The sequence below is a fragment of the Actinacidiphila oryziradicis genome (assembly GCF_005047355.1).
GTDB lineage: Bacteria > Actinomycetota > Actinomycetes > Streptomycetales > Streptomycetaceae > Actinacidiphila > Actinacidiphila oryziradicis.
The window spans coordinates 214,119-237,623 of sequence record NZ_SUMC01000001.1 but is presented as its reverse complement, the minus strand read 5'-3'; the positions used below and the strand labels follow the sequence as shown (position 1 = coordinate 237,623).

Here is a 23,505-nt window from a genome sequence, read left to right as displayed (position 1 = left end):
CCAATCCGATCGGTGTTGTGTGCTGTGGATTCCGCTCAGGTTGAATCCGCCCATGTGTGGGGGGGAGACGTCTTTGGGCTGTGTCGCCCGGCGGACCGCTCGCGGCAGTGTGCCCTGGCGAACCACTGCCGGAGGCCGTACGTGGGCCGTGAGATCTGTCCCCACACAGGATAGGTGCTACTTTCTGGAATAGATCGCCGTATAAGGTAAAAAGCTCTTAATTAATACTTTTCATGCTTTATCTGGGCATATAGGACAGATCGGGCAGGGTTCATTGCTCTGCCCGCACCGCAGTGAGGTGTATCCGGGCACCCGCCGAGGAGTGCGAGTGCCCGGATACGGTATTCAGGTAGTGCGGCCTACTCGGTGAGTGTGCCGCTCCACCGCGATTGATCAGCGGCCGTGCCCGTAGCCGCCGTAGCCGCCGTGGCCGCCGTAGTTGTAGCTGCTGTAGCCGTAGCCGCCATAGCCGCCGTAGCCACCGCGGTGGCCGTAGCCGCCGCCGCCGTGACCGCCGCCACCGCCGTACTGGTAGGCGGTAGGCATGACCGACTTGGCGGCGACATGGGTTGACGCGGAGTGGGGGGTCGCCTCGGCAACACCGGCGCCGACCAGTGCCAGCAGGGGAGCTGCGATCGCAGCGACGGCCAGACGGCGAATCCTAGGGGTCTTCGCGAACATGTTGGTTATCCCTTCAAGGACTTGAGTGGTGATCAGCGGCGCTCAAGTGTGCCGCCCGGTTAAACCCTGACTAATACGACATTACGCCTAGATTGGAGTAAGTCAAGTAATGGATGCAAAATATTTTTAGAATCAATCCATGTTTGCGGGGCTTGATCGCGGGGGATGCCGCCCGCTCGCGTGTGGGCGGGAGTTGACCAACCGTCATCCGCTCGCCGCACCGTCGGCACGGCGGTGCTACGTCGGCACCGAACCTTCCGGCGCGCGAGGGACGTCGCCGGCACGTCCTGCAGGACCGGCGGCCCCGGCGCGCGCGCCGCGAGAACATCGGAGCATGTCTCCATATAGAGGACCAAGAGGTCACTTGCGTCCTTTATGCCCGTCTTCAAGTATTTTTTTCGCAACCTGGAGCAGGATCGCGGCGCCGCACCCGCGTCGGCTCTGCCTCTGGGCGGGCGGAAAATGGTTCGCCAACTGACTCGTCGTCCGGACATCCTTGGTGCATGTTCCGGTATGCCTTCCTCAACGCCTCCGCGGTCGCGGAGGCGTTGAGGGCTGCCGTTGATTCCTCTCCGGCCCTGCCCGCCGGATCGGCGGATGCCGCCGCTCCGGCAGCACCGCACCTCGGCGGAGCCCGAGTCTGACCCTTCCCGGACATTTCCGCGGACCTCGCAGGGGGAGGGTCGGTCGGGCTCGAGGGGTTCGCCGTTCCCGCACACGTCCAGGGAACGATCCACGCTGTCATCGGGATAGGAATCATGCCCAAGCAGGCATATGTGCGGACCAAGCCGCACCTGAACATCGGGACCATGGGGCACGTTGACCATGGCAAGACCACGCTGACCGCGGCGATCACCAAGGTCCTCAGCGCGCGCGGCACCGGCACGTACGTTCCGTTCGACCGCATCGACCGGGCTCCCGAGGAGTCCGCCCGCGGTATCACCATCAACATCGCGCACGTGGAGTACGAGACGGAGACCCGCCACTATGCGCATGTCGACATGCCCGGCCACGCGGACTACGTGAAGAACATGATCACCGGGGCTGCGCAGCTGGACGGAGCGCTGCTGGTGGTCTCCGCCCTCGACGGGGTCATGCCGCAGACCGCCGAGCATGTGCTGCTCGCCCGGCAGGTCGGTGTCGAGCACATCGTCGTCGCCTTGAACAAGGCCGACGCCGGTGACCCGGAGCTGACCGATCTGGTGGAGCTGGAGGTGCGGGAGCTGCTGTCCGCGCACGGCTACCCGGGCGACACGCTGCCGGTCGTGCGCGTCTCCGGGCTGCGCGCGCTGGAGGGCGAGCAGCGGTGGGCGGACGCGATCGAGGCGCTGCTGGACGCGGTGGACACCTATATACCCGTGCCGACCCGCTACACCGGCGTGCCTTTCCTGCTCCCGGTGGAGAACGTGCTCACCATCACCGGGCGCGGCACGGTCGTCACCGGGGCTGTGGAGCGCGGCACGGTACGGGTCGGCGACCGCATCGAGGTGCTGGGAGCGGGCCTGGACGCGGTCGTGACCGGCCTGGAGACTTTCGGCAAGCCGATGGAGTCCGCCGAAGCGGGGGACAACGTCGCGTTGTTGCTGCGCGGAGTGCAGCGGGACGCCGTGCGGCGCGGGCATGTCGTGGCCGCGCCCGGCAGCGTCGTGCCGAGCCGCCGGTTCACCGCGCGGGTGTATGTGATCCCCACCGGGCAGGGCGGACGGCGCACCCCGATCAGCACCGGCTACCGCCCGCAGTTCTACATTCGGACCGCGGATGTGGTCGGTGACGTGGACCTCGGCGACACGGCGGTGGCCGCGCCCGGCGACACCGTCGAGATGACGGTCGAGCTGGGCCGGCCGGTGCCGCTCGAGGCCGGGCTGGGCTTCGCAGTCCGCGAGGGCGGCCGCACGGTGGGCGCCGGAACGGTCACAGCCCTCCATATCTGACGATTGCCCGCGCTGCGAACGCTTCGCGGGGCGGGCGACCGGAACGGCCGGGGGGAGTGTCTGGTCAGCGATGTATCCCGTCTGACAGGGCGGATCGCTGACCTGCCCTTCCACGTCCAGCGGTGTCGTATCGCCGTCACGATGGATGTCGGCCCGGCGATCGGCGCCCAGGGGGTCGGCGTCGCGCCGACGAACCGGGGCGGCGGCATCCGGGCCGACCGTGCGGCAGCGTTCGATCAGCGCCATGCGGTCGGCCTGGTCCTGCGGTTCCCAGCACCGTGGCGGGCCGTAGCGGCTGGCCATCGCGTCCTCCGCGATGCGCAGCGCCCTCTCGCGTCGGTTCACCGGAGCTCACCGCCGTCGGGCGTCGGCTTGCCCGCCTCGGAGAAGTGCCGCTCCTGGATGAGCGGCGCCCTACGCCGGCCGGCCCGGCGGTGGCCCGACGATGCGGGCAGTGACGGTGCGGGCTGCCGGAGCAGACGCTGAACCCGGCACGCTCGGCATCGGCGGGCGAGGTCCGTCGTGCGCGGCCGTTGTTGGCGTTGGCGGCCGTTCGACCGCGGGAGGTCATTCATGGCATGCGCTAGCTGGTCGGCCGTGCGGGCAGCTCGAACCAGACGATCTTTCCCGCGGGTGAGCGGCCGCTGCCCCAGGAGCCGGACAGCAGGTCGACGAGTTGCAGTCCGCGACCTGTTTCCTCGTCCTCGCCACGGCTATGGGCTGGGGATGCGGGAGGCAGGGCGGGATTCGCGTCCTCGATCTCGCAGTGCAACATGCCGTCCTGGATGGAGAGGGTCAGGGTCGGTCCTCCCCACGCGTGCCGCAGCGCGTTGGTCACCAGCTCGCTGATCAGCAGTACGGTGACGTCGCTTTGCTCGTCGAGTCCCCAATTGGCCAGCTGGGCACAGGCGAGATGCCGTGCCCCGGATACCGAGGAGGTATCGCAGGAGAACGTCCACGAGGCCCGATGGGCAGCCGCTTCGCGCTCTGCGTCCACGTCGTCCGCCTCCGGGTCCGGAAGGGCCGCACCGCCGAATTCATCCGTTGCCCGTACGCGAGATCGTTCCTTGAGCATCCTCCGCCTCCGAACTGTGACCACCCTTCGGAATTTGAGGGCGATGTCACTAATGGAGCTGGCTTTCGATACCCACGATCCCGCTCTTGAAGCTCGCGGTCTGCGCTGGCAGCCCCCATTTCCGGCCCCCGCCAACGTGACTCCCGGTATGCCTGCTAGCTGCAACGCCAGGCGGGGCTCGCGCTGCGATCCTTGGGAGCGTGCCCCTTCAATGTGTCGTCGTGGACGACAACAACCACTTCCTCGAGGCCGCCCGTGACCTGCTGGAGCGAGAGGGAATCGTCGTCGTCGGCGTCGCATCGACGAGCGCCGAAGCGCTCCGGCGGGTCGACGAGCTCCGCCCGGATGTCACGCTCGTCGACATCGACCTCGGCGAGGAGTGCGGCTTCGATCTCGCGCAGCAACTCGCCACAGCGAGTGGTGGGCCGTCACCGAACGTGATCCTGATCTCGGCATACGCCGAGACGGACTTCGCGGACATGATCGCGGCCAGCGCCGCCGTCGCGTTTCTGCCCAAGTACCGCCTCTCGGGGCGAGCGATCCGCGAAATTCTCGGAAGCACGGGCGATCAATTCGAGGCCGGGGACTGAGCGGCCTCTCCGTGAGCAGCAGCGCACTGCATACGTCTAACGAGCTTCCAGAAAGGTGAGGACTGCGCGGACCCGCCGGTGATCGTCTCCCTCCTCCGCCAGCTGCATTCGGGACAGGATGCTCCGCACGTGCTTTTCGACGGTGCCCTCGGTAATCCAGAGCCGGTGGGCGATTCCCGCGTTCGAGCGCCCCTCCGCCATCAGAGCGAGCACTTCGTGCTCACGCCGCGTGAGGTGCTCCAGTGGGTCATTCCTGTGGCGGGCAGCGATGAGCTCTTGCACCAGACCGGGGTCGACGATCGAGCCGCCCTGGGAGATCTGCTCGATCGTGTCGAGGAAGTCGGCCACGTCCGTCACCCTGCTCTTGAGCAGGTAGCCGACGCGGTGCCCGGTGGCGAGCAACTCCATCGCCTGCTCGACCTCGACGTGCGCCGAAAGGAGGAGGATCCCGGTCCTGGGGAATTCCGCGCGGATGACACGGGCCGCGTCGAGACCCTCAGTCGTGTGGGTGGGGGGCATCCGGATGTCGATGATGACGAACTCGGGCTGCCGCTCACGGACGAGGGCGAGGAGTTCCGACGCCTCTCCGGCCTGGCCGACGATCTCGACTCCGGACCGCTCGAGCAGGCTCGCGAGCCCCTCGCGGAGCAGGACGTCATCATCCGCCAGCACCATCCGGATCCGGCTTCCGTCCACCGCTCTCCATCACCGTAAACTGAGATTATGGGGCTTTTACCCATTATCGTCCAATTCTTGCCAGTCGACAGGGCGGACCATGAGGGCACGGGTGTCGGGCCGGACCCGACCGGAGACGGGAGCGAGAGGGGGACTGACGCGACGTACGGCCATCGCGAGCGGCCTCCTCGCGCTGTTGATCGGCCTCGCCTTCGCCCTGCTGCTGTGGTCGATCACCGACGTGCGCGAGTCGCTGGACGCGGGGAGGCGTTCCGAGACGCAGCTCGTCGAGGCGGACAGGCTCAGGAAGCTCCTCAGCAACCTCGAGACGGACCAGCGGGGCTTCGTCATGGCCCGGCAGAAGTCCTTCCTCCAGCCGTGGGAAACCGCCCGGGCCGCCTTTCCCGGGCAGGCAGGGAAGTTCGTCCGTGCCACCGACAGCCCCGGGCAGCGGAGCCTGGCGCTTCGGATCACCCAGGCCGGCACGTCGTACATCCGGGATTATTCGGTTCCGCTGGTCCAGGCGGCACAGCGAGGCGATCCCCACGCGCGGAGCATGGCGGTGTCGCAAGCGGGGCAGCGGCGTATCGACGCGCTGAGGAACCAGTTCGACCAGTTCTACAAAACCGAGCGTGTCATCATCGCGGCGCGCCAGGAGGTGGCCGACGCCAACGCTCACCGGGCGGTCATCGGCGCCTCGGTCGGGCTCGCGGGATCGATGCTTCTCATCGTTGCCTCCGCGGGGTATCAGAGGCGGGCGATCGTCCGGCCGGTTCGTACGGCGGCAGCCGTGGCGACCCGGCTCGCCGGCGGCGACCTCGCCGCGCGCATTCCCGAGACCGGTGCGGGGGAGATCGGCGAGCTCGAAGTCGCCTTCAACACCATGGGGAGATCGCTGGAGGAGAGCCGCGACGAACTCCGCCGGATCGCGCAGGAACAGGCGGCGCTGCGGCGCGTCGCGACGCTCGTCGCGCGCGGAGTCTCGCCGCCCGAGGTCTTCAGCGCGGTCGCCGGCGAGATGGGCCGCATCCTGCAGACGCAGCACACGACGATAGGCCGCTACGAGCCCGACGGCACCATGGCCGTGGTGGGCTCCTGGAGCAGTCACCGCGGCCCTGCGATCCCCCTCGGCTCGCGCTGGCCGCTCGAGGACCGGAGCGTCGCGGCGCTGGTGATGCGGACCGGGCGGCCGACCCGGGTGAGCTGCGACGATTGCGCCGGAGTCGAGGCTGCCGGCTGTGCGGGGGAGCCCGGGATCACCTCTTCGGTCGGCTGTCCCGTCGTGGTCGAGGGGCGTCTGTGGGGTGTGGTGGTCACTGCCTCGGTCGCGCCCGAGCAGCAGCCGGAACGCACGCAGGAGCGCATGCGGGACTTCACCGAACTGGTCGCGACCGCGATCGCCAATGCCGAGAGCCGCGCCGAGCTCACTGCCTCCCGTGCCCGTCTTGTCGCCGCCGCCGACGAGACCCGCCATCGCATCGAGCGCGATCTGCACGACGGAACGCAACAGCGTCTCGTCTCGCTCGCACTCGAGCTGCGTGCCGCTGAAGCCGCCGCGCCGCCCGAGCTCAACGAGCTCAAAGGACAGTTGTCCCGTACGGCTCAAGGTATGGCAGGCGTCGTCGAGGACCTGCAGGAGCTCTCGCGGGGTCTTCATCCTGCGGTCCTGTCCAAGGGCGGGCTCGTGCCTGCCCTGAAGATGCTGGCGCGCCGCTCCGCCGTTCCGGTCGTGCTCGAGGCATGCACCGCCCGCCGCCACGAGGAGCGCGTCGAGGTTGCCGCCTACTACATCGTGTCGGAGGCGTTGACAAACGCGACCAAGCACGCGCACGCCTCCGTCGTGCATGTCGACCTCGCGCAGGAGGATGCGATCCTGCGGATCGCAATCCGCGACGACGGGGTCGGAGGAGCCGATCCTGGCCAGGGGTCCGGACTGATCGGTCTCAGGGACCGCGTCGAGGTACTCGGCGGCAAGATCGAGATCGTCAGCCCCCTGGGAGGCGGTACCTCCCTGCTCGCCATGATCCCCATTGATAACGGCTGACCCTGGCGGCATCCGCATTCCCCGTGCTTCCGACAATGCACCGCCTCGCGGATACGCCGGCGGGGCGGTGCGCGGGTTCGAACCCCCGGCGCGGCGGCGCCCGTGAACGGCTGATGCCGCCGTGTTTTTGCTGACGCGAATTCTCATAAGGATTTCCCCGGGGTGGTTTCAAGGGGAGATTATGTCGCTCCGTGGCGATTTGCGGGGAGGGTGTGAATCGGGTGCGGTGAATTCCGCGGTCGTTTTGCGTGATGCGTGGAATCAAGCCAATCTCTTCCGGTCGCGCCCTTCTGTGACATGCCTGGACTCGTGGCACATGGCCAGGTCAAGTGGTGTATGAGCCATCCTGCCGCACATACCTTTGGCATGATCTAGACAGCAGGCGGCGCTAGGGTGTTCGCTTTTGCCGCCTACCTACAGCGTGCCGCGCCGGTGAAAGCCATGCGCGGTGTGCGCGATTTGCAAGGAGTCAGCTTTGCTCCATTGCACCAGACCTTTCGCCGGATTCTGCGCGATTGCCGCAGCGGCAGCCCTGGCCCTCATTCCCTCATCGGCACCCGCGGCACCCATAAACCTGATAACCAGTCAGGCCGATCAGGCGGCCCCCTGCGAGATCACACTGCCCGGTGGCTCGAAGGCAGTCGTGACCGAGTCCGGCGGGCGGGAGACCGCCCGGCCCGCCGACGCGAGCGACGCGTCGGCGGCCGGCGGCATGTTCAGCGTCAACGCGGGCGGACATCAGCTGCTGCTGCCCGCAACCGCGATGGCCTCGCTGCGCAGCGGCGCCGCCGATCCGTCCGAGTACGAAACGACCGCGCTCGCCGAGAGCCAGTGCGGGCTGGCCGCGCCGGCGGCCGTCAAGAAGCAGCCGGGCCAGAGCGATTACCAGCTGGGCCGGTTGACGATCAACACCCTGGGCGACGACCGGAATCCGACCCCCCAGTTTGTGCTGCTCACCAACCTGGACAACCAGAGCCTCGCACGGCCGTTCCTGGTGACCTGGGGCGGCTCCGGCAGGACAGCGGTGCCCGAGGGGCACTACGCGGCGATACTCTGGCGCTACGACAGTGCGACCAAGTACCGCTTCGTGATCGACCCGGACTTCACCGTCACCGACGGCACCGCCATCACGCTGGACCTGCGCACCGCGACGGTGACCGCGCAGCCGCCGACGACCCCGCGCCCCTCGGTGCTGGAGTCGACCAGCCTGGGCATCGCCGCCGGGGACGGCGGCGGGACCAGGGCGAGCGCCGGTGACTGGCTGGACTACTTCAACCTCACCTCCACGCCGGCGACGTTCGGCTTCAACCCCACGGAGCCGGTCAAGCACGGGAAGTTCGCGGTCAGCCCGGCGTACGAGTTCACCTCGCCGGCCGACGCGGCCGACCCGTACCAGTACCACGTCGTCGAGCCCTTCGACCACGTCCCGGCCGCCTTCCCGGCCACCGTGGTGGGCAGCGACGGCGCCGCGGTGATCTGCGCGGCATGCTCGACACTGCCGGGTTCTGATCGGCCCGCCCCGCCGCTCGCCAGGATCGCGCCGAGGTGGCCCGGTACGGCCCCAAGCCCCTCCACGTCCGGGGATGGACGTGTCAGGGCTGCGGGACCGTCCACGACCGCGACGAGAACGCAGCACACAACACTCTGGCCGCCGGACGGGCGGACAGGCTAAACGCCTCGCAGAGCGCAGGTAAGACCAGGGCGAAAATCCCGGCACAGCGCGTTGAAGCAGGAAGCCACCCAGGCGGTCACAAGACCGTGGCAGGAATCCCCGGTCCTTAGGCCGGGGAGCACGTCAATTGCCTATGGACCTGACACCCGCAGGCCACGACTGCGCGGTGGGGGTCTCGAGCTGGTCGCGCAGCATCCACGCGTGCTCCTCGAGCTCCTGCAGGGCGACGTTGAACAGGTCTCCGGTCGCGGCGTCCTCGTTGGCGACGTCCGGCGACGCTTCGCGGATGACACCGGCCACGGTGTGCAGGCGCCCCAGCATCAGGGACACCGCCGCCGAGGTCTCCAGGTGTCCGGACGACAGCTCCGGGAGTGTCGTCGTCCGGGCCACGGTGTCCGACCTGCCGTCCGGATCGGCTCCGAGGGCACGCATGCGTTCCGCGACGGTGTCGGCGGACGCCCGGGCCGTGCTCGCGATCTCGTCCAGCTGCAGGTGCACGCTGTGGAAGGTAGGTCCCACGATGTTCCAGTGCGCCTGCTTGGCCTGGGACTGCAACTCCAAGAGGTCTGCCAGGACGTCCTGCAGTGTGCCGGCCAGCTCTTTGGATGCGACGAACGGTGCACTGTCAGCGGTCCGTCGACGGCTGGCGGCGCGTGTTTGGCGGGTGGTCGAAGTCATGGGAGATCTCCACTTCTGTGACTCATTGTCCCAGTCAATCCACAAGCAACCTAATTCCTAGATTGGACAGAGTCAAGTCTTGTCGAGTGGTCTGGATCTCCCGGTCGAGGAGCGACGGCGTTTGCGCTGAAGGAGCGCGAGGGCCCGTGGGAGGCGTGAGGAAAAGCCACAACTCATCGGGCGGCTGTCACGCGCGCGCCGGGAACGGGACGCGGGGCGCGGGCGGGCCGGATCGCGAACACGTACATCCCGGGGTTGCGGCCGCCTGGGCGACTACTTACCGGCGGACGATGCCTGGCAGGCGCTGCACACTCCCCACCAGGTGACCTCGGCCCCGTCTACGGCGAAGCCCTTGCTCTCCACCGGATCGAGGCAGGGGGCCGCTCCCACGGCACAGTCGATGTCCTCGATGACGCCGCAGCTCCGGCAGACGAGGTGGTGGTGATTGTCGCCGACGCGCAATTCGTATCGCGTGGGCGATCCCGCGGGCTCGATGCAGCGAATGAGCTGAGCGCGGGAGAGATCCTCAAGAACGTTGTAGAGACCCTGCCGTGAGAGGCCGGCCGCCGACGAACCGGCCGCCTTGCCGATCCCGATCCGGGCCTCCAGGTCGGAGGCGGTGGAATGCGGGTGCCCCTGCAACGCGCCCAGGACAGCTCGACGCTGGGCTGTGTTGCGCAAACCCTTGAGTCTGAGCAGATCGGCCGCCACCTGCTCCATGGTTGCGGTCACACTCCTTGCTCTCTCGCCACTACTGGACCTGGGTGCCACACACAATACCGCACAGAATTGACATAGTCAATTCTTTTCCTTGTGTGCACTCCGCATCCGCCCCATCCGTATCGGCCACTACCGGCCGATACGGGTCAGAACGGATACACGGCCTCCGCAGCCCGGACCGTGATCCACCGGGTCTCGGTGAAGGCGTCGATGTTGGCCTCACCGCCGAAGCGTGAGCCGGTTCCGGACGCGGCGACTCCGCCGAAGGGCGCGAGAGCTTCGTCGTTCACCGTCTGGTCGTTGATGTGCACCAGACCGGTCGGGATCCGCTCAGCCAGTTCCAGACCCTTCATCACATCGCGGGTGAGGATGCCCAGCGACAGCCCGTACTCGCTGTCGGCCGCGAGAGCGGCGGCCTCGTCCAGAGAGGAGAACGTCCGTACGGGGGCGACCGGGCCGAACACTTCCTGAGCGTAAGCGGGAGAGGAGTCGGTGACGTCGGCGAGCACCGTCGGCCGGTAGAACAGCCCGTCGTAGGTGCCGCCCGCGACGATTCGGGCTCCGCCTGCGACGCTTGCGGTGACGAGGCCGTGGATCTTGTCGCGCTGCCCGGCGTCGATCACGGGGCCGAGCGCCACCTGACCGGTCGCGGGGTCGCCGACCGGCAGGTGTTCGGCCTTTTCCGCCAGCCGGGCGGTGTACTCCTCGGCGATCGACTCGTGGACGAGATGGCGCCCGGTGGACATGCACACCTGTCCCTGGTGGAAGAAGGAACCCCATGCCGCCGTGGACGCGGCCCGCTCCAGGTCGGCGTCCGGCAGGACGATCATCGCCGAATTGCCGCCGAGTTCGAGGTGGGCCCGCTTCAGGTGGCGGGCGGCGGCCTCGCCGACCCTGCGGCCGGCAGCGGTCGAGCCGGTGAAGGAGATCACCCGCACATGCGGATCGGTGACCAGCGCCTCGCCCGCGCCGGCCGCGCCGGGCAGCATCGACAGCACGCCCTCCGGGAGTCCCGCTTCCTCGAACACCCGCATGATCGAGACGCCGCCGGATACCGCTGTGCGTAGGTCCGGCTTGAGCACGACCGCGTTGCCCAGCGCGAGAGCCGGGGCCACGGAACGGATCGCCAGCACCAGCGGCACGTTGAAGGGCGCTATGACGCCGACGACACCGGCGGGTATCCGGCGCACCATGCTGAGGCGGGGTTCGGCGGACGGCAGGACCTGCCCGATCGCACGCGAGGCGAGTGCCGCCGCCTCGTAGCACTCCTGGGCCGCGGTGGAGGGCTCGAACGCCGCTTTGCCCGGGATGCTCCCGGCCTCCCGGACGATCCAGTCCTGGATCTCTTCGGCGGCCTGGACGAACAGGTCGCCCGCCCGGCGCAGGACGGCCGCCCGTTCGTTGTAGGGGACCGTGGCCCAGGAGCGCTGGGCCGCTGCTGCGGCGGCGCAGGCGCGCTTGACGTCCTCGGCGTCGGCCAGGCCGATGCGTTCCAGGGTCGCGCCGGTCGCGGGTTCGATCACGGGCGCGTCACCGCCGGACGCGCCGGTCCAGCCGTCGATGTTGACCTTGCCGGACCAGATCTGCGGGTCGAGAAGGGTCATGATGTGCGTACTCCTTGCGAGGTGGGTCAGGGGACGAAGATCGGGTCGGGTTCGACGGCCACTTCCAGAAGCAGCGGCTCCGTACGGTCCCTGAGGGTGGGCACCACCGCGTCGAGTTCGCGCAGCAGCTCTGCGTGGTCGGTGACGCGGCGGGCGGGGCAGCCGAGGGCGCCGGCCATGGCGGAGACGCTGACCTCCTCGAAGGCCGGCCAGGGCGGTTTGCCGCCCTGGAGTTCGGCGAGCCGGTCCATCACCGCGTAGCGCCCGTTGGCCAGGACGACGAAGATCACACCCACGTGGTAGTGGGCCGCGGTCCACAGCGACTGGATCTGGTAGAGCGATGATCCGTCGCCGAGCATCGCGACCACCGGCCGCTCGGGCACGGCCATGCGCACACCGACCGCGGCGGGCATGGCGAACCCGAGCCCGCCCATCGCGGCGCTCAGGAAGCCGAGCGGCCGGCGCGCGGGGAGCAGCGCGTGCAGGTCGGGGCGGCTGGAGGGGGTCTCCTCGACCACCACGGTGTCGGCCGGAAGCCGCCCTGCGAACGCGGCGAAGACATGCGCGGCGCGCAACGGTTCGCCCTCGCGCGGCGGTTCGACCGCGGCGGCCCGGCGGCGGAAGTCCGGACGCACTGCGGCGGGGCGGGGCGGTACGGCGCCGGCCAGCTCGGCGCAGAAGGCCGGCAGCGGGGTGAGCACCGCCAGGTCGACGGGGGCGCGGTGCGCTTCGCCGGGGTCGTCGGTCACCAGCACCAGACGCGTTCCCTCGTGCACCAGGGGGCCGGTCGCGTACGGGTACTGGCGCAGCGCCGGCGCCCCTACGACCAGTACGAAGTCATGGGGAGCGAGGGTCTCGCGCAGCCGGGTGCGGTCGCCGGGCAGGTGCCCGGCGAAGCTCGGATGGTCCTGGGGGAATCCGGCTCGCGCCCCGAACGACTCCTGCCACACCGGGCAGCCGAGCGTCTCGGCGAGCTCGGTCAGCGCTTCCCAGGTCGCCGCGTCGTCCGCCCCGGCACCGACGACGAGGGCAGGGGAGACGGCGGCACCGAGCAGGCCGGCGACCTTTGCGACGGACCGGGCGTCGGTGCCACTCGACTGCAGCAGCACCGCGGGTGCGGGAACGGGCAGTTCCTCCATCGGCTCGGCCCAGTCGCTCATAGGCACGATGACCAGCGCAGGGCCTCGTGCGGTACGTGCCGCGTGCGCCGCGCGGCCGATCGCCCCGGGCACGTCCTGGGCACGCGGAGGTGTCTCCACCCGTACGGGATAGTCGCCGGCCAGACCCTCCAAGCGCCCGGCCAGGAACGGCTCCTGGGCGAGATGCCGGCGGTCCTGCTGCCCGACCAGCACCACCAGCGGGGCCCGGTTCTCCCGCGCGGTGGCGAGCGCGCCGACCGCGTTGCCGAGTCCGGCGGTGGTGTGCAGCAGGGCCAGCGCGGGCGCCTGGCGTGCGATGGCCCAGCCGGTGGCAGCGCCGACGACGGACCCCTCGTGCAGGGCGAGGACGAATTCCAGGTCGTCGGGCAGGTCGGAGAGCAGGGACACCTCGGTCGAGCCGGGGTTGGCGAACACGGTGGTCAGACCGTGCGCACGCAGGACGTCGAAGGCGGCGTCTCGCACGGAGCGCATGGCGAGGGGTTCCTTTCAGAAGTCCGCCGTCGGATCTTGACTGCGGGACGGATGTCACCCGCAACCGGGTGTCGTCCTGAGTTCCTCATGGCGGGATCGCTCAGACTATAAACAGCGGGCATCACTAGGCGGAACGCCACGAGATAGAGTTTCTGCTATGTCGAACGAATCAGCTGACATCTATGGTGCGAACTCCGTCGCCAACGCCCTGCGCACTCTGCTCTACCTGCGCGGACGCGAGTACGTACGTCTCACCGAGGTCAGCGGCCACCTCGGCGTCGCCCGCTCCACCGCCCACCGCGTCCTGACGACGCTGCGCACCCACGGCTTCGTCGAGCAGGAACCGGACGGCCGGCGCTACCGGCTCGGACCCGCGCTCACCAGCCTGGCCCGCGGGATCGCCGACGAACGCACCCTGATCCGGATCGCCCGGCCGCACCTTCAGACCTTGCGCGATGCCGCGCGGGAGACGTCGAACCTCCTGGTCCTCGACGGACCGGACTGCTTCTTCCTCAACGGCGTCGAAGGCCCGCGCACCCTGCGGGTGGCGCCGCGCACCGGTGACCATCTGCCCGCCTACACGACCGCCGGAGGGAAGGCGCTGCTGGCCGAACTCACTCCCGAGCAATTGCGCGAGCGCTACCCGCGCGGCATCACCCCCCTCACCCCGAATACCGTGCCCGACCTGGACTTGCTGGTCGCGGACCTCGCCGAGTGCCGGGCACGGGGCTACGCGCTCAACCTCGCCGAGAGCGTCCGCGATGTGCACGCCGTCGGTGTACCCGTACGTGACCGCTACGGGATCTGCGTGGCGGCAGTGACCGTCTCGGCCCCCAGCACCCGGCTCGACCGCACGCGGGCCGCGGAGCTCTTTCGTCTGCTCGAGCAGGCCGCCTCGGGCATCGCGAAGGAACTGTGATGGGTTGGAGGGCGTGACGACGAGTACTTCGCCGGCCCGGCCCGCCCGAACACCTACGAGCCAGCCGTGCGCTGGTTTCCGGGAGTAATCGTCTCGCCCCCGGCAGGCTGACCATCCGGCCACCGGATCCGGACACGTGCGCACCTCCTCGGTCAACCCCCTGGACGCCAATATTTCCAGCGGGCGGGCGAGGCGCTACAAGGAGTACGTCTTCCCGGCGATCCTCGGGAGTGACTCCGCCGGCGTCGTGGTGGAGACCGGGCCGGGCGTCACGAGGCTGTCCCCAGGGGACCGGGTTTTCGCGAAGGCGGATCGTGGCAGGAGCCTGCCAAGGGACTCTCTGACGGCCAGGGCCCCGGGGGAACGAAGCCCGACTCGAGCTGACCCTCACCGCTTGACCAATGCAATGACCACCAGGATCCGCTCTATGATCTGCCGTCGCCGGCCCCGCTTGGGTCGGGGTCGCCCGCCGTTCTCTGCCGTACCGGGTCCCCGCCGCCGGCCGCCGGCTGGGTGGTGTTGAGGCGGCCGAGGCCGCTGCGGGTGGCTGCGACGACGATCCGGTCACCGATGGCGAGCCGCCGGGCTCGGTCAGCGTAGTTCCACATGTAGGTCCCCGGTTGGTGGGCGAGCCGAACGGCGATGACCCGGATACCGCCCAGGTCCTCGACGTCATGCTGATTCATGCCGACCAGGCCGGAGCCCTCGGTCGCGGTGAGTTCGGCGATGAGGAGCACATGGCGGAAGACGGACAGGGTCCCCAAAACCTCACGGCTCATCAGCGCGGCGGCGAACGCGGGTGCGGACAGGTAGGAGACCGAGCGGGAGGCGACGTTGCCGAGAGTGGCGTAGACGTGGTGCGCGAAGTCGTCGTCGAAGAGGCGGATCACGATGCGTACGCCGGGCTGTATCGCGCGGGCTTCCAACGCGGCTTCCAGGTTCGCGGCGTCGTCCCTGGTCACTGCAATCAGTGCGCGGCTGCGGTGGATGCGGGCGCGCCGCAGGAGGTCGTCCATGGGCCCGTCGCCGACGACCACGGGAATGTTGAGGGCGCACGCGGTGGCGATGCCCCGGGATTCCGGGTTGCGCTCGACGCACACCAAGGGCACGCCCAGCTCGTGGATCAGGGTCGCCACCCGGGTGCCGATATTGCCGAGGCCGACGACCACGATGTGATCGCTGGTCCCGGAGCCGGGGTCCTTGGGCTGGCCGCGCCGTCCGGAGGCGAGGACGTCCACCAGGATCGCGGTGGCCAGCGGGACACACGTCACTCCGCAGAAAGTGATGATCACCTGGGCGACGCGTTGCCACCACCCGCCGGTACCCGCGCCGGGCTGGTCGGGCTGGGCCGCTCCGGCCATGTCCAACAGCGTCGTGTAGACGGTCCAGATGAAGCTGTGGTTGAAGGCCCAGATCGTCAGGAAGGAGGCCAGGGCCGCGGCCGACGCGAAGGCCGTCACGACTCTGAGACGGGCGCCGGTGAAGTACCGAAATGTGTCCACCAGCCGCCAGCGCAGCCGCGCGAACCAGGGGATCGAGATCCGCAGCTCGTTGGAGAGCGTCTGCAGGGCGGCGATTCCGTTACCGGCCCCGTCCGGATTGTTGCTGTGCTGGGTCGTCGCGTCGGCCGCGTCGGCCGCGTCGGCCGCGTTCGGCGCGTGTGCCGTGTCTGGCGACGTCGGTGTGCGGCTCGATGGGATCGTCGCGTCGGGACTGTACCGCGTCGCCAGCGCGATGAAGTCCGCGGCCCTGCTGGCGGTCCCGGGCATCAGCCGTATCCGGCTCAGATCCTGCCGGTCAATCCGGTCCGCGACCACGCACAGGCGGTTCGACTGAATGTCGTCATCGTAGGCGACGTAGACGAACCGTTCGCCGACCTGCACCGAGTTGGGCCGTTGCAGCGCGCCATTGACAAAAGCCGGCGCCGCCGTCGCGGAACCGGACAGCGATGCGCAGTTGGTGAGCAACTTCTCGATCTGCTGGCCCAGCCGCTCGTTGAACATCCGCAGCACAACGCGGATCTGCGGGTTGTGGCCCTGGACGCTGAGCGCGGCATGGATCTTGTCCTGGTCCTCGCCGCTGACGAGTGCGATGCCACGCGCGGTGCTCGCGGACACCTCCCGCAACGCCTCATCGGTGACCGTCCGGGACTCGACGACCTTGACCAGGCCGGGAATCTGCGCGATCCGCGGAGCGTGATCCTCGGTACGGTCCTGAACGATGGCCATCACCGGGACTTCGTAGTGTTCGGTGAGTTCCAGGATCAGCCGGAGGGCGAGCGCATTGCTGCCGACGACGATGAAGTGGTCGGCGATCTGCTGCGCAGGTTCGGACTGACCAGCTGACTGTGGTCCCCCGTCGCGGGTCATACCACCGGATCCTACCTGTGGTTCGCTGACGCGTGGTTGGTGGTACCGCGGTGTCCTGCGGGGCAGGGATACGCGCCACGCTCCGGTCGCGCCTGGGAACATGGGGGAGCTGAGATTGCTCCCCGGTTGTGGACACCGGGTTTCATGCAGCGAGGCCGAGGTTATCCGAGTTGATCAGCCGCTGTTCGAACTCGATGGGTGTGAGGTACGGCAGCGCCGAGCCGCGGTCGCCCACCTGCGCTGATGCGTCAACTCCCGCTTCAGGCCCTGGAAGAACGGCTCGACCAGGGCATTGTCGCAGCTCGAGCCGACACGCCCCATCGACCGGCGGATCCCGTGCCGGCGGCAGACGGCCGCGAACGCACCGCTGGTGTGCTGCGTGCCGTGATCGGTGTGAAAGATGACGTCCGCGACATCGCCGCCGTGAGCGGCCACGGCCGCCTCCAGGGCGCCGACGACCAGGTCGGCGCGCATGGGATCGGCGATTGACCTGCCACCAGAACCTGGGCAGCAGGAGGACTTCACCGCCTACCTCACCACTCTGCGCGCCGGCCAGAAGCGCGAACGCAACCTGATGAAGATCCCCGACCGGCACGGCCTGTGAAACCCGGGCCGTCAGGTGCCGTGGCCGCTGGAGCCGGGGTGAGCGGTGTCGTACACGCGGTCGCACGACATCTCCGTACTTCGTCGGCGTCGCGCCACGGCGGGCCCGCGGCGGAAGAAGGCTGCGATGCGGACCAGGCGCATCTACGGTTCGCCGCCACAGGCGACGGACCTGGTCGGTTCCGCGGTCCGTCCGCTGCGCTCACAAGTGCCGTCGGCAAGGGCCGTCCCACCATCGGGTGACTGCGCTACCGAGTGCGGTGGAGCAATGTGGACGCCATGGATGAAGCGCGGAGCGACGAACAGCAAGGGAACCCGGGCGACGGCGAGCACCGGCGGAAGCGGGGACCCGTCGCGGTCACGGTTCAGTATGTGGTCATCGATGGGCCGGAAGGCGACGTCGGCGTGCCCTCACAGGACTCGAACCTGCGGCTCGGGCGGTTTGCGTCTGCCCAGAGGATTCGGGCCTGTGGCCTGCGGTTCCGAGGGCCCAAGCGGCTTCGGTGGGCGTGGCGCCGCGTTCGGTCAGGAGGGGGACGAGTCCCATGACGACGGAGTACATCGCGAACCCGGACAGGGTGAGTGCTGCGGCGAGGAGGATGAAGGGGCGGCTGCGGGTCACCGGCGGTGCGGTGGTGAGGGTTGCCCGGGGGCTGCGGGGGGCGGCGGCCATGGCGCACGCAGTGCCAGCGCGTGCGCGGGGATGGTCACGAGGGCGAGGATGGCCGCCAGGATGAGGTAGGTGGTCCTCCAGCTGAAGTGTTCGGCGAGGGCTGCGGTCAGCGGTGCGAAGACGGTGGAGGCGAGTCCGCCGGCCAGCGTGACGATGGTGAGGGCCCGGACGCGGTCGTTGCCCCACCAGCGGGTGAGTGCGGCGAAGGCTGGGGGGTAGAAGGTGGCGGCCATGGCGGTGCCGGCCAGCAGCCACCCGGCGGCAAAGGCCGTCAGGTTGGGCGCGCGGGCGATGGCGAGCAGGGAGAGCACTGCCAGGACGGAGCCGGTGGTCATCACGGCGCGTGGGCCTCGCCGGTCGAGGATCCGGCCGATGGGGATGCCCGCCACGGCGGAGACGAGCAGGGCGGCGGAAAAGGCCGCGGTGGTGGCGGCGGGGGACCAGCCTGTGTCGGCGGTGATGCGGGCGTTGAGCACGGGGAAGGCGTAGTAGATAACGCCCCAGCTGGTGATCTGCGTGGCGCACAGGGCCGGCAGTACGGCGCGTGGCCGCGACCGGATGCCCGCTCCGGTCGCGGCCAGGCCGCTGTGGACATCGGTCACCGGGTCAGCAGCCGCCGGAGGGGGCGGGGGCTCCGATGGTGAGCGTGGCCGGAGCGGCGCAGCAGCCGCCGCCGCTGTTGTCCTGGGCGGCCTCGGGCTGGTCGAAGAGGCCGGCGCCGCCGCACACTCCGGTGTCGGGGAGGGTGAGTTCGACGCGGTCGGCGGATTCCAGGTCGCCGGCGAGGGCTGCGGTGACGGAGCGGACCTGCTCGTAGCCGGTCATGGCCAGGAAGGTCGGGGCGCGGCCGTAGGACTTCATGCCGACCAGGTAGACGCCCTGTTCTGGGTGGGACAGTTCGCGGTGGCCGTGCGGGTAGACGGTGCCGCAGGAGTGCTGGTTGGGGTCGATCAGCGGCGCCAGCTCGACGGGTGCCTGGAGGCGCTCGTCCAGACCGAGGCGGAGTTCGGACAGGAACGACAGGTCCGGGCGCAGGCCGGTGAGCACGATGACCTCGTCCACCGGGTCCAGGCGGCGGCCATCCTCACCGGCCAGGACCAGGCGGCCTTCCGCGTCGCGCTCGATCGCTTCGGTACGGAAGCCGGTGACCGCGTCCGCGTAGCTGCCTTCGACGGCGGCCTTCGCCGCGAGGCCGAGGGCGCCGCGGGCGGGCAGCTGGTCGGCTTCGCCGCCGCCGAACGTGGAGCCGCTGATGCCCCGGCGCAGGATCCACACCGCGTGCGTGCCGGGCTCCTCCTTGGCGAGGTCGGCGAGGCTGGCCAGCGCGGTGAACGCGGAGGCGCCGGAGCCGATGACAGCGGTGCGCTTACCGGCGTAGCGGGCGCGTACGGCTGGGTCCTTCAGGTCGGGGACGCGGTAGGTGATGCGGTCGGCCGCGGTCTTCTCGCCGAGGGCGGGAAGGCCGCTGGCTCCGGCCGGGCCGGGCGTGGTCCAGGTGCCGGAGGCGTCGATGACCGCGCGGGCGAAGACGCGCTCCTCACCGCTGCCGGCGGTGTTGAGGTGCACGACGAAGGGCTGGCTCTCGCGGTCGGCGTCGACGATCCGGTCGCGGCCGGTGCGCGAGACCCCGGTGACGGTGGCGTGGTAGCGGACGCGCCCGCCCAGGACGTCGGCGAGCGGCTGGAGGTACTGCTCGGCCCAGTCCCCGCCGGACGGGTACGCGGCGGCATCGGGCTTGGTCCAGCCGGTGGGCGCCAGGAGCTTTTCTGCGGCCGGGTCAGTGAGCTCGCCCCAGGTGGAGAACAGCCGTACGTGTGACCACTCCCGCACGGCCGCGCCGGCGGCCGGACCGGTCTCCAGGACCAGGGGCTCGATGCCGTGGTCGAGAAGGTGGGCTGCGGCGGCGAGCCCGGCCGGGCCGGCTCCGATGACGACGACGGGCAGTTCGCTGGTGGCAGGCGCGTTCACAACGACTCCTCATTTTCTGCTTCGACATCCGTCGATGGCTTGCAGCGCCAGCATTACACTTGATTCGATAAGCGTCAACATAGACACACGTCGAAACCAGGAGGTCGTTGTGATGGAGCAGGTCGACGTCGCGGTGATCGGGGGCGGCCAGTCCGGGCTCGCAGCAGCGCATGCCCTGCTGCGGCACGGGCTGACGCCGGTGGTGCTGAAGGCGTCCGCGCGGCCGGCCGGGTCGTGGCCGCGCTACTAAGACAGCCTCACCCTGTTCTCCCCGGCGCGGTACAGCTCCCTGCCGGGCATGCCGTTCGGCGGCGACGGCGACCGCTGTCCACGCCGGGATGAGGTCGTCGCCTATCTCGCCTCCTACGCCGCGCGCCTGGATGCCGAGATCCGCACCCGCACCCGCGTGGTGGAGGTCCGCCCCGACGGGAAGGGGTTCGCCGTCGCCCTGGAGGGCGGACAGCAGCTGGCGGCGCGGGCGGTGGTCGCGGCGAGCGGGACCTTCGGCCGCCCCTACCGGCCCGATCTGCCGGGCCTGGCGCACTTCGCGGGCTCGGTGCTGCACGCGGCGGACTACCGGACTTCCGAGCCGTTCGCCGGTCAGCGGGTCATCGTGGTCGGGGCCGGGGACTCCGCGGTGCAGATCGCGGCAGAACTGGCCACTGCCGCGCGGGTGACGCTGGCCAGCCGCACGCCGGCGCGGTTCGCCCGTCAGCACATCCTGGGCCGGGGCCTGCGCTTCTGGCTCGCCCGGACCGGCATCGACACCGCGCCGGTCGACCGCTTCCTGCGGACCCCGCCGACGCAGCTGGTCATCGACGACAGCCGGTACCGTGCCGCACTGGACGTCGGCATTCCGGACTGCCGGTCTTCACCGGCGGCGACGGCGGCAAGGGTCACCTGGCCGGACGGGACGGTCGAAGCGATCGACGCGGTTCTGCTGGCCACCGGCTACCGGCCTGACCTGCCCTACTTCGACGGGTTTGGCGCTCTGGACGGGCAGGGGCATCCGCTGCACCGCGACGGCGCCTCCCTCACCCATCCAGGGCTGGTCTATGTGGGGCCGGAATGGCAGCGCAGCCTGTCGTCGAACTCCCTGCGCGGGGTCGGCCGGGACGCCGTCCGCGCCGCCCGCCGCCTGGCCGCTCACCTCGCGCGGTCATGACGCCGTACGGCCTCACCGTTCTGGTTCGACATGTGTCAACATAGACGCATGTCGAATGTGCAGGTGTTGCCGCTGCTGGAGCCGGAGAGCGCGGCGCCGTGCTGCCCGCCGCTGACCGAACGCCCGCTCACGGCCGTGGAGGCCGAGCGGACCGCCGTGATGTTCAAGGCACTCGGTGACCCGGTGCGCCTGCGGTTGTTCTCCCTGATCGCCTCCCACGAGGGCGGCGAGGCGTGCGTGTGCGACATCTCCGACGTCGGCGTCTCCCAGCCCACCGTCTCCCACCACCTCAAGAAGCTCCGCGAGGCAGGACTGCTGACCTCCCAGCGGCGCGGCACCTGGGTCTACTACCGCGTCGCCCCGGCCGTACTGGCCGCCATGGGGCAACTGCTCACCTCCGCAGCCGGAGCCTGACCGACCTGTACGTTGCGCGGAGCGTCGCCGCCAAGGCCACGGGCGGTACTGCCGCCGGCCCGGACCCCGACTCTGGACCTCCTGCCGCCGGGCCGACCCGCATGCTCCTCACGCGTCGCGGCGCCGCGAGCTGTACGGATCAGACGTCGTCGGCCGTCCGGCTGCCGGGACGGCCGAAGACCACGGCTACCAGCGCCAGCCCCACGACGGCTCCGATCAGCTGCATGCCGATGAAGCCGAGGACGGAACCCGGGGCGATCCCGGCGAGGGTGTCGGAGAAGGCCCGGCCGATCGTGACCGCGGGGTTGGCGAAGGAGGTGGAGGAGGTGAACCAGTAGGCCGCGCCGATGTAGGAGGCCACCGCGACCGGCGCGAAGTGCAGCCGGTCGGCGCGGGCGAGCCCGAAGATCAGCAGGATCAACCCGGCGGTGGCGACGACCTCGCCAAGCAGCAGGTGCCCGGCGGAGCGGTCGTGGGTGGACCACCGCACCACCGGTTCGGCGAACATGGCGTTCGCCAGCACGGCGCCGCCGATCGCCCCGGCGATGGACTGGCCCGTCGCCGACCCCGACGGCGCCCCGATCGAGGCGGTCCGCGCGATCCGCGACGCCATCGACGCGCACGTCACCGACCTGCTCGCCACCCTGCCCACGGCCTGATCCCGGCCGCGAGCCCACCGTTCCACTGGAAAAGGAAGAACTGATGTCCACCACCGCCCCTGCCGCGTCCGTGCTGTTCGTCTGCGTCCACAACGCCGGGCGCTCGCAGATGGCCGCCGGATTCCTCAACCACCTCGCCGGCGACCGGATCGAGGTCCGCTCCGCCGGGTCCATCCCGGGCGACCAGGTCAACCCGGCCGCGGTCGAGGCGATGAAGGAAGTCGGCATCGACATCTCCGACAGGAAGCCGAAGATTCTGACCACCGAAGCCGTCCAGGCGTCGGACTACGTCATCACCATGGGCTGCGGCGACGCCTGCCCCATCTTCCCCGGCAAGAAGTACCTCGACTGGGCCCTGGAAGACCCCGCGGGCAAGGGCGTGGAGTCCGTCCGCCCGATCCGCGACGAGATCAAGACCCGTATCGAGGCCCTGATTGCCGAGATCGACGCCAAGCAGGAGGCGTGAGCACGGTGACGCCGGGAGACGACGTGCGCGAGGTCATCGTCATCGGCTCCGGCCCCGCCGGATACACCGCCGCCCTCTGCGCCGCCCGCGCCTCCCTCAAGCCCCTGGTCTTCGAAGGCGCGGTCACCGCGGGCGGCGCGCTGATGAACACCACCGAGGTGGAGAACTTCCCCGGCTTCCGCGACGGCATCATGGGCCCCGACCTCATGGACAAATGCGCGCCCAGGCTGAGCGCTTCGGCGCCGAGCTGGTGGCGACATCGTTGCTGCCGACCTGACCGAGGACATCAAGACCGTCACCGACTCCGCCGGCACCGTGCACCGCGCGAAGGCCGTCATCGTCGGCACTGGATCCCAGCACCGCAAGCTCAACCTGCCAGGCGAGGACGAGCTCTCCGGCCGTGGCGTTTCCTACTGCGTGACCTGTGACGGCTTCTTCTTCCGCGAGCACGACATCGCCGTCATCGGCGGTGGCGACACCGCGATGGAAGAGGCGACCTTCCTCTCCCGCTTCGCCAAGTCCGTCACCATCGTGCACCGCCGTGACACCCTGCGCGCCTCCAAGGCGATGCAGGAACGTGCCTACGCTGACTCGAAGATCTCCTTCGCCTGGGAGCGAGGTCGCAACCATCCACGGCGAGGGCGGCAAGCTCTCCGGACTCACCCTGCGCAACACCAGCACCGGTGAGACCTCCGAGCTCCCCGTCACCGGACTGTTCGTCGCGATCGGCCATGACCCGCGCACCGAACTGTTCAAGGGCCAGCTCGACCTGGACGACGAGAACTACCTCATGGTCGCCGCACCCGGCACCCGCACCAGCGCCACCGGCGTCTTCGCCGCCGGCGACGTCGTCGACCACACCCACCGCCAGGCCATCACCGCCGCCGGCACTGGCTGCTCCGCCGCGCTGGACGCCGAGCGCTACCTGGCCGCACTCGCCGACGTCACCGCGTGACACCGGGCCGGAG

22 protein-coding genes and 4 pseudogenes are annotated in these 23,505 nt (G+C 69.7%); 14 read left to right on the top strand and 12 right to left on the bottom strand.

Going from position 1 to position 23,505, the window contains the following annotated elements:
* Window positions 1-393 precede the first annotated feature (393 nt).
* A complete protein-coding gene (locus FCI23_RS01135) occupies window positions 394-681 on the bottom strand; it encodes a hypothetical protein (RefSeq protein ID WP_136721504.1) in 288 nt (95 codons plus the stop codon).
* Between the two features lie 503 nt (window positions 682-1,184).
* Here FCI23_RS01135 and FCI23_RS56080 point away from each other — a divergent pair.
* Window positions 1,185-1,325: a hypothetical protein gene (locus tag FCI23_RS56080; RefSeq protein ID WP_169316652.1), complete on the top strand. Its 141-nt coding sequence runs from the start codon at window positions 1,185-1,187 to the stop codon at window positions 1,323-1,325.
* 114 nt (window positions 1,326-1,439) lie between these two features.
* A complete protein-coding gene (gene tuf / locus FCI23_RS01130) occupies window positions 1,440-2,612 on the top strand; it encodes an elongation factor Tu (RefSeq protein ID WP_136721503.1) in 1,173 nt (390 codons plus the stop codon).
* Window positions 2,613-3,195: 583 nt separating this feature from the next.
* Here the strand turns inward: tuf and FCI23_RS56075 are convergent.
* The gene (locus tag FCI23_RS56075) at window positions 3,196-3,687 is read right to left on the bottom strand and encodes an ATP-binding protein (RefSeq protein WP_169316651.1); all 492 of its coding nucleotides are present in this window, start codon (window positions 3,685-3,687) and stop codon (window positions 3,196-3,198) included.
* A 200-nt stretch (window positions 3,688-3,887) separates the two neighbouring features.
* On the opposite strand from FCI23_RS56075, the gene FCI23_RS01120 reads away from it, so the two are divergent.
* Window positions 3,888-4,277, top strand: a complete 390-nt coding sequence (locus tag FCI23_RS01120; RefSeq protein ID WP_136721501.1) for a LytR/AlgR family response regulator transcription factor — start codon at window positions 3,888-3,890, stop codon at window positions 4,275-4,277.
* 36 nt (window positions 4,278-4,313) lie between these two features.
* Here FCI23_RS01120 and FCI23_RS01115 read toward each other — a convergent pair whose 3' ends face one another.
* Complete coding sequence (locus FCI23_RS01115) at window positions 4,314-4,952, bottom strand: response regulator transcription factor (RefSeq protein WP_136721708.1); 639 nt, start codon at window positions 4,950-4,952, stop codon at window positions 4,314-4,316.
* A gap of 196 nt (window positions 4,953-5,148) precedes the next feature.
* On the opposite strand from FCI23_RS01115, the gene FCI23_RS01110 reads away from it, so the two are divergent.
* On the top strand, window positions 5,149-6,996 hold the full coding sequence (locus tag FCI23_RS01110) for a CHASE3 domain-containing protein (protein ID WP_169316650.1): 1,848 nt from the start codon (window positions 5,149-5,151) through the stop codon (window positions 6,994-6,996).
* A gap of 1,545 nt (window positions 6,997-8,541) precedes the next feature.
* On the top strand, window positions 8,542-8,778 hold the full coding sequence (locus tag FCI23_RS01105; protein ID WP_407645897.1) for a zinc ribbon domain-containing protein: 237 nt from the start codon (window positions 8,542-8,544) through the stop codon (window positions 8,776-8,778).
* Window positions 8,779-8,791: 13 nt separating this feature from the next.
* On the opposite strand, the gene FCI23_RS01100 is transcribed toward FCI23_RS01105, so the two are convergent.
* The 4 genes from FCI23_RS01100 to FCI23_RS01085 form a co-directional block, all read right to left on the bottom strand.
* Window positions 8,792-9,346, bottom strand: coding sequence for a Dps family protein (locus tag FCI23_RS01100; RefSeq protein WP_136721499.1), 555 nt, complete (start codon window positions 9,344-9,346; stop codon window positions 8,792-8,794).
* Window positions 9,347-9,619: 273 nt separating this feature from the next.
* Complete coding sequence (locus FCI23_RS01095) at window positions 9,620-10,066, bottom strand: Fur family transcriptional regulator (RefSeq protein WP_136721707.1); 447 nt, start codon at window positions 10,064-10,066, stop codon at window positions 9,620-9,622.
* A 146-nt stretch (window positions 10,067-10,212) separates the two neighbouring features.
* Window positions 10,213-11,670, bottom strand: coding sequence for a benzaldehyde dehydrogenase (locus FCI23_RS01090; protein WP_136721498.1), 1,458 nt, complete (start codon window positions 11,668-11,670; stop codon window positions 10,213-10,215).
* A gap of 26 nt (window positions 11,671-11,696) precedes the next feature.
* Window positions 11,697-13,301 carry a thiamine pyrophosphate-dependent enzyme gene (locus FCI23_RS01085; protein ID WP_136721497.1) on the bottom strand — a complete coding sequence of 535 codons (1,605 nt, stop codon included), beginning with the start codon at window positions 13,299-13,301 and terminating at the stop codon, window positions 11,697-11,699.
* A 157-nt stretch (window positions 13,302-13,458) separates the two neighbouring features.
* On the opposite strand from FCI23_RS01085, the gene FCI23_RS01080 reads away from it, so the two are divergent.
* Both FCI23_RS01080 and FCI23_RS62945 read left to right on the top strand, forming a co-directional pair.
* Window positions 13,459-14,220 carry an IclR family transcriptional regulator gene (locus tag FCI23_RS01080; protein WP_136721496.1) on the top strand — a complete coding sequence of 254 codons (762 nt, stop codon included), beginning with the start codon at window positions 13,459-13,461 and terminating at the stop codon, window positions 14,218-14,220.
* A gap of 136 nt (window positions 14,221-14,356) precedes the next feature.
* Complete coding sequence (locus tag FCI23_RS62945; RefSeq protein ID WP_136721495.1) at window positions 14,357-14,743, top strand: alcohol dehydrogenase catalytic domain-containing protein; 387 nt, start codon at window positions 14,357-14,359, stop codon at window positions 14,741-14,743.
* On the opposite strand, the gene FCI23_RS01070 is transcribed toward FCI23_RS62945, so the two are convergent.
* Together FCI23_RS01070 and FCI23_RS01065 are read right to left on the bottom strand one after the other, a co-directional pair.
* Window positions 14,646-16,589 carry an NAD-binding protein gene (locus FCI23_RS01070; RefSeq protein WP_169316649.1) on the bottom strand — a complete coding sequence of 648 codons (1,944 nt, stop codon included), beginning with the start codon at window positions 16,587-16,589 and terminating at the stop codon, window positions 14,646-14,648. The two genes, FCI23_RS62945 and FCI23_RS01070, sit on opposite strands and share 98 nt — an antisense overlap.
* Before the next feature lie 142 nt (window positions 16,590-16,731).
* Window positions 16,732-17,084: pseudogene (locus tag FCI23_RS01065) on the bottom strand (transposase); the annotation flags it as partial.
* Between FCI23_RS01065 and FCI23_RS62245 the strand changes: the two are divergent.
* Window positions 17,062-17,193: a hypothetical protein gene (locus FCI23_RS62245; RefSeq protein WP_265737713.1), complete on the top strand. Its 132-nt coding sequence runs from the start codon at window positions 17,062-17,064 to the stop codon at window positions 17,191-17,193. The pseudogene FCI23_RS01065 and the gene FCI23_RS62245 sit on opposite strands and share 23 nt — an antisense overlap.
* A 471-nt stretch (window positions 17,194-17,664) precedes the next feature.
* Here FCI23_RS62245 and FCI23_RS01060 read toward each other — a convergent pair.
* Window positions 17,665-18,467, bottom strand: a pseudogene (locus FCI23_RS01060) (MFS transporter); the annotation flags it as partial.
* Between the two features lie 4 nt (window positions 18,468-18,471).
* On the bottom strand, window positions 18,472-19,833 hold the full coding sequence (locus tag FCI23_RS01055) for an NAD(P)-binding domain-containing protein (RefSeq protein WP_136721492.1): 1,362 nt from the start codon (window positions 19,831-19,833) through the stop codon (window positions 18,472-18,474).
* 112 nt (window positions 19,834-19,945) lie between these two features.
* Between FCI23_RS01055 and FCI23_RS62940 the strand changes: the two genes are divergently transcribed.
* From FCI23_RS62940 to FCI23_RS01045, 3 genes are read left to right on the top strand one after another with little or no spacing between them, the layout of a single operon-like run.
* A complete protein-coding gene (locus tag FCI23_RS62940; protein WP_322973772.1) occupies window positions 19,946-20,083 on the top strand; it encodes an FAD-dependent oxidoreductase in 138 nt (45 codons plus the stop codon).
* Between the two features lie 48 nt (window positions 20,084-20,131).
* Window positions 20,132-20,998, top strand: coding sequence for a flavin-containing monooxygenase (locus FCI23_RS01050; RefSeq protein ID WP_322973771.1), 867 nt, complete (start codon window positions 20,132-20,134; stop codon window positions 20,996-20,998).
* A gap of 48 nt (window positions 20,999-21,046) precedes the next feature.
* Window positions 21,047-21,412 carry an ArsR/SmtB family transcription factor gene (locus tag FCI23_RS01045; protein ID WP_136721491.1) on the top strand — a complete coding sequence of 122 codons (366 nt, stop codon included), beginning with the start codon at window positions 21,047-21,049 and terminating at the stop codon, window positions 21,410-21,412.
* A gap of 139 nt (window positions 21,413-21,551) precedes the next feature.
* On the opposite strand, the pseudogene FCI23_RS01040 reads toward FCI23_RS01045, so the two are convergent.
* Window positions 21,552-21,959: pseudogene (locus FCI23_RS01040) on the bottom strand (aquaporin family protein); the annotation flags it as partial.
* Between FCI23_RS01040 and FCI23_RS01035 the strand changes: the two are divergent.
* The 3 genes and pseudogenes from FCI23_RS01035 to trxB all read left to right on the top strand — a co-directional run bounded on the left by FCI23_RS01035 (window position 21,919) and on the right by trxB (window position 23,492).
* Window positions 21,919-22,071 carry a low molecular weight phosphatase family protein gene (locus FCI23_RS01035; RefSeq protein WP_211265179.1) on the top strand — a complete coding sequence of 51 codons (153 nt, stop codon included), beginning with the start codon at window positions 21,919-21,921 and terminating at the stop codon, window positions 22,069-22,071. The pseudogene FCI23_RS01040 and the gene FCI23_RS01035 overlap by 41 nt on opposite strands.
* Window positions 22,072-22,114: 43 nt before the next feature.
* Window positions 22,115-22,537: an arsenate reductase ArsC gene (locus FCI23_RS01030; RefSeq protein ID WP_136721490.1), complete on the top strand. Its 423-nt coding sequence runs from the start codon at window positions 22,115-22,117 to the stop codon at window positions 22,535-22,537.
* Window positions 22,538-22,542: 5 nt separating this feature from the next.
* A pseudogene (trxB, locus tag FCI23_RS01025) lies at window positions 22,543-23,492 on the top strand (thioredoxin-disulfide reductase).
* Window positions 23,493-23,505 lie beyond the last annotated feature (13 nt).

What these genes read in the sequence shown, in the direction of transcription:
- FCI23_RS01090 (WP_136721498.1), bottom strand. Translation starts at nt 11,670, where the DNA reads ATGACCCTTCTCGACCCGCAGATCTGGTCCGGCAAGGTCAACATCGAC.
- FCI23_RS01085 (WP_136721497.1), bottom strand. Translation starts at nt 13,301, where the DNA reads ATGCGCTCCGTGCGAGACGCCGCCTTCGACGTCCTGCGTGCGCACGGT.
- FCI23_RS01080 (WP_136721496.1), top strand. Translation starts at nt 13,459, where the DNA reads ATGTCGAACGAATCAGCTGACATCTATGGTGCGAACTCCGTCGCCAAC.
- FCI23_RS62245 (WP_265737713.1), top strand. Translation starts at nt 17,062, where the DNA reads ATGGGATCGGCGATTGACCTGCCACCAGAACCTGGGCAGCAGGAGGAC.
- tuf (WP_136721503.1), top strand. Translation starts at nt 1,440, where the DNA reads ATGCCCAAGCAGGCATATGTGCGGACCAAGCCGCACCTGAACATCGGG.
- FCI23_RS01050 (WP_322973771.1), top strand. Translation starts at nt 20,132, where the DNA reads ATGCCGTTCGGCGGCGACGGCGACCGCTGTCCACGCCGGGATGAGGTC.
- FCI23_RS01115 (WP_136721708.1), bottom strand. Translation starts at nt 4,952, where the DNA reads ATGGTGCTGGCGGATGATGACGTCCTGCTCCGCGAGGGGCTCGCGAGC.
- FCI23_RS01095 (WP_136721707.1), bottom strand. Translation starts at nt 10,066, where the DNA reads ATGGAGCAGGTGGCGGCCGATCTGCTCAGACTCAAGGGTTTGCGCAAC.
- FCI23_RS56075 (WP_169316651.1), bottom strand. Translation starts at nt 3,687, where the DNA reads ATGCTCAAGGAACGATCTCGCGTACGGGCAACGGATGAATTCGGCGGT.
- FCI23_RS01030 (WP_136721490.1), top strand. Translation starts at nt 22,115, where the DNA reads ATGTCCACCACCGCCCCTGCCGCGTCCGTGCTGTTCGTCTGCGTCCAC.
- FCI23_RS62940 (WP_322973772.1), top strand. Translation starts at nt 19,946, where the DNA reads ATGGAGCAGGTCGACGTCGCGGTGATCGGGGGCGGCCAGTCCGGGCTC.
- FCI23_RS01100 (WP_136721499.1), bottom strand. Translation starts at nt 9,346, where the DNA reads ATGACTTCGACCACCCGCCAAACACGCGCCGCCAGCCGTCGACGGACC.
- FCI23_RS01035 (WP_211265179.1), top strand. Translation starts at nt 21,919, where the DNA reads ATGGCGTTCGCCAGCACGGCGCCGCCGATCGCCCCGGCGATGGACTGG.
- FCI23_RS01135 (WP_136721504.1), bottom strand. Translation starts at nt 681, where the DNA reads ATGTTCGCGAAGACCCCTAGGATTCGCCGTCTGGCCGTCGCTGCGATC.
- FCI23_RS01045 (WP_136721491.1), top strand. Translation starts at nt 21,047, where the DNA reads ATGTCGAATGTGCAGGTGTTGCCGCTGCTGGAGCCGGAGAGCGCGGCG.
- FCI23_RS01070 (WP_169316649.1), bottom strand. Translation starts at nt 16,589, where the DNA reads ATGACCCGCGACGGGGGACCACAGTCAGCTGGTCAGTCCGAACCTGCG.
- FCI23_RS56080 (WP_169316652.1), top strand. Translation starts at nt 1,185, where the DNA reads ATGTTCCGGTATGCCTTCCTCAACGCCTCCGCGGTCGCGGAGGCGTTG.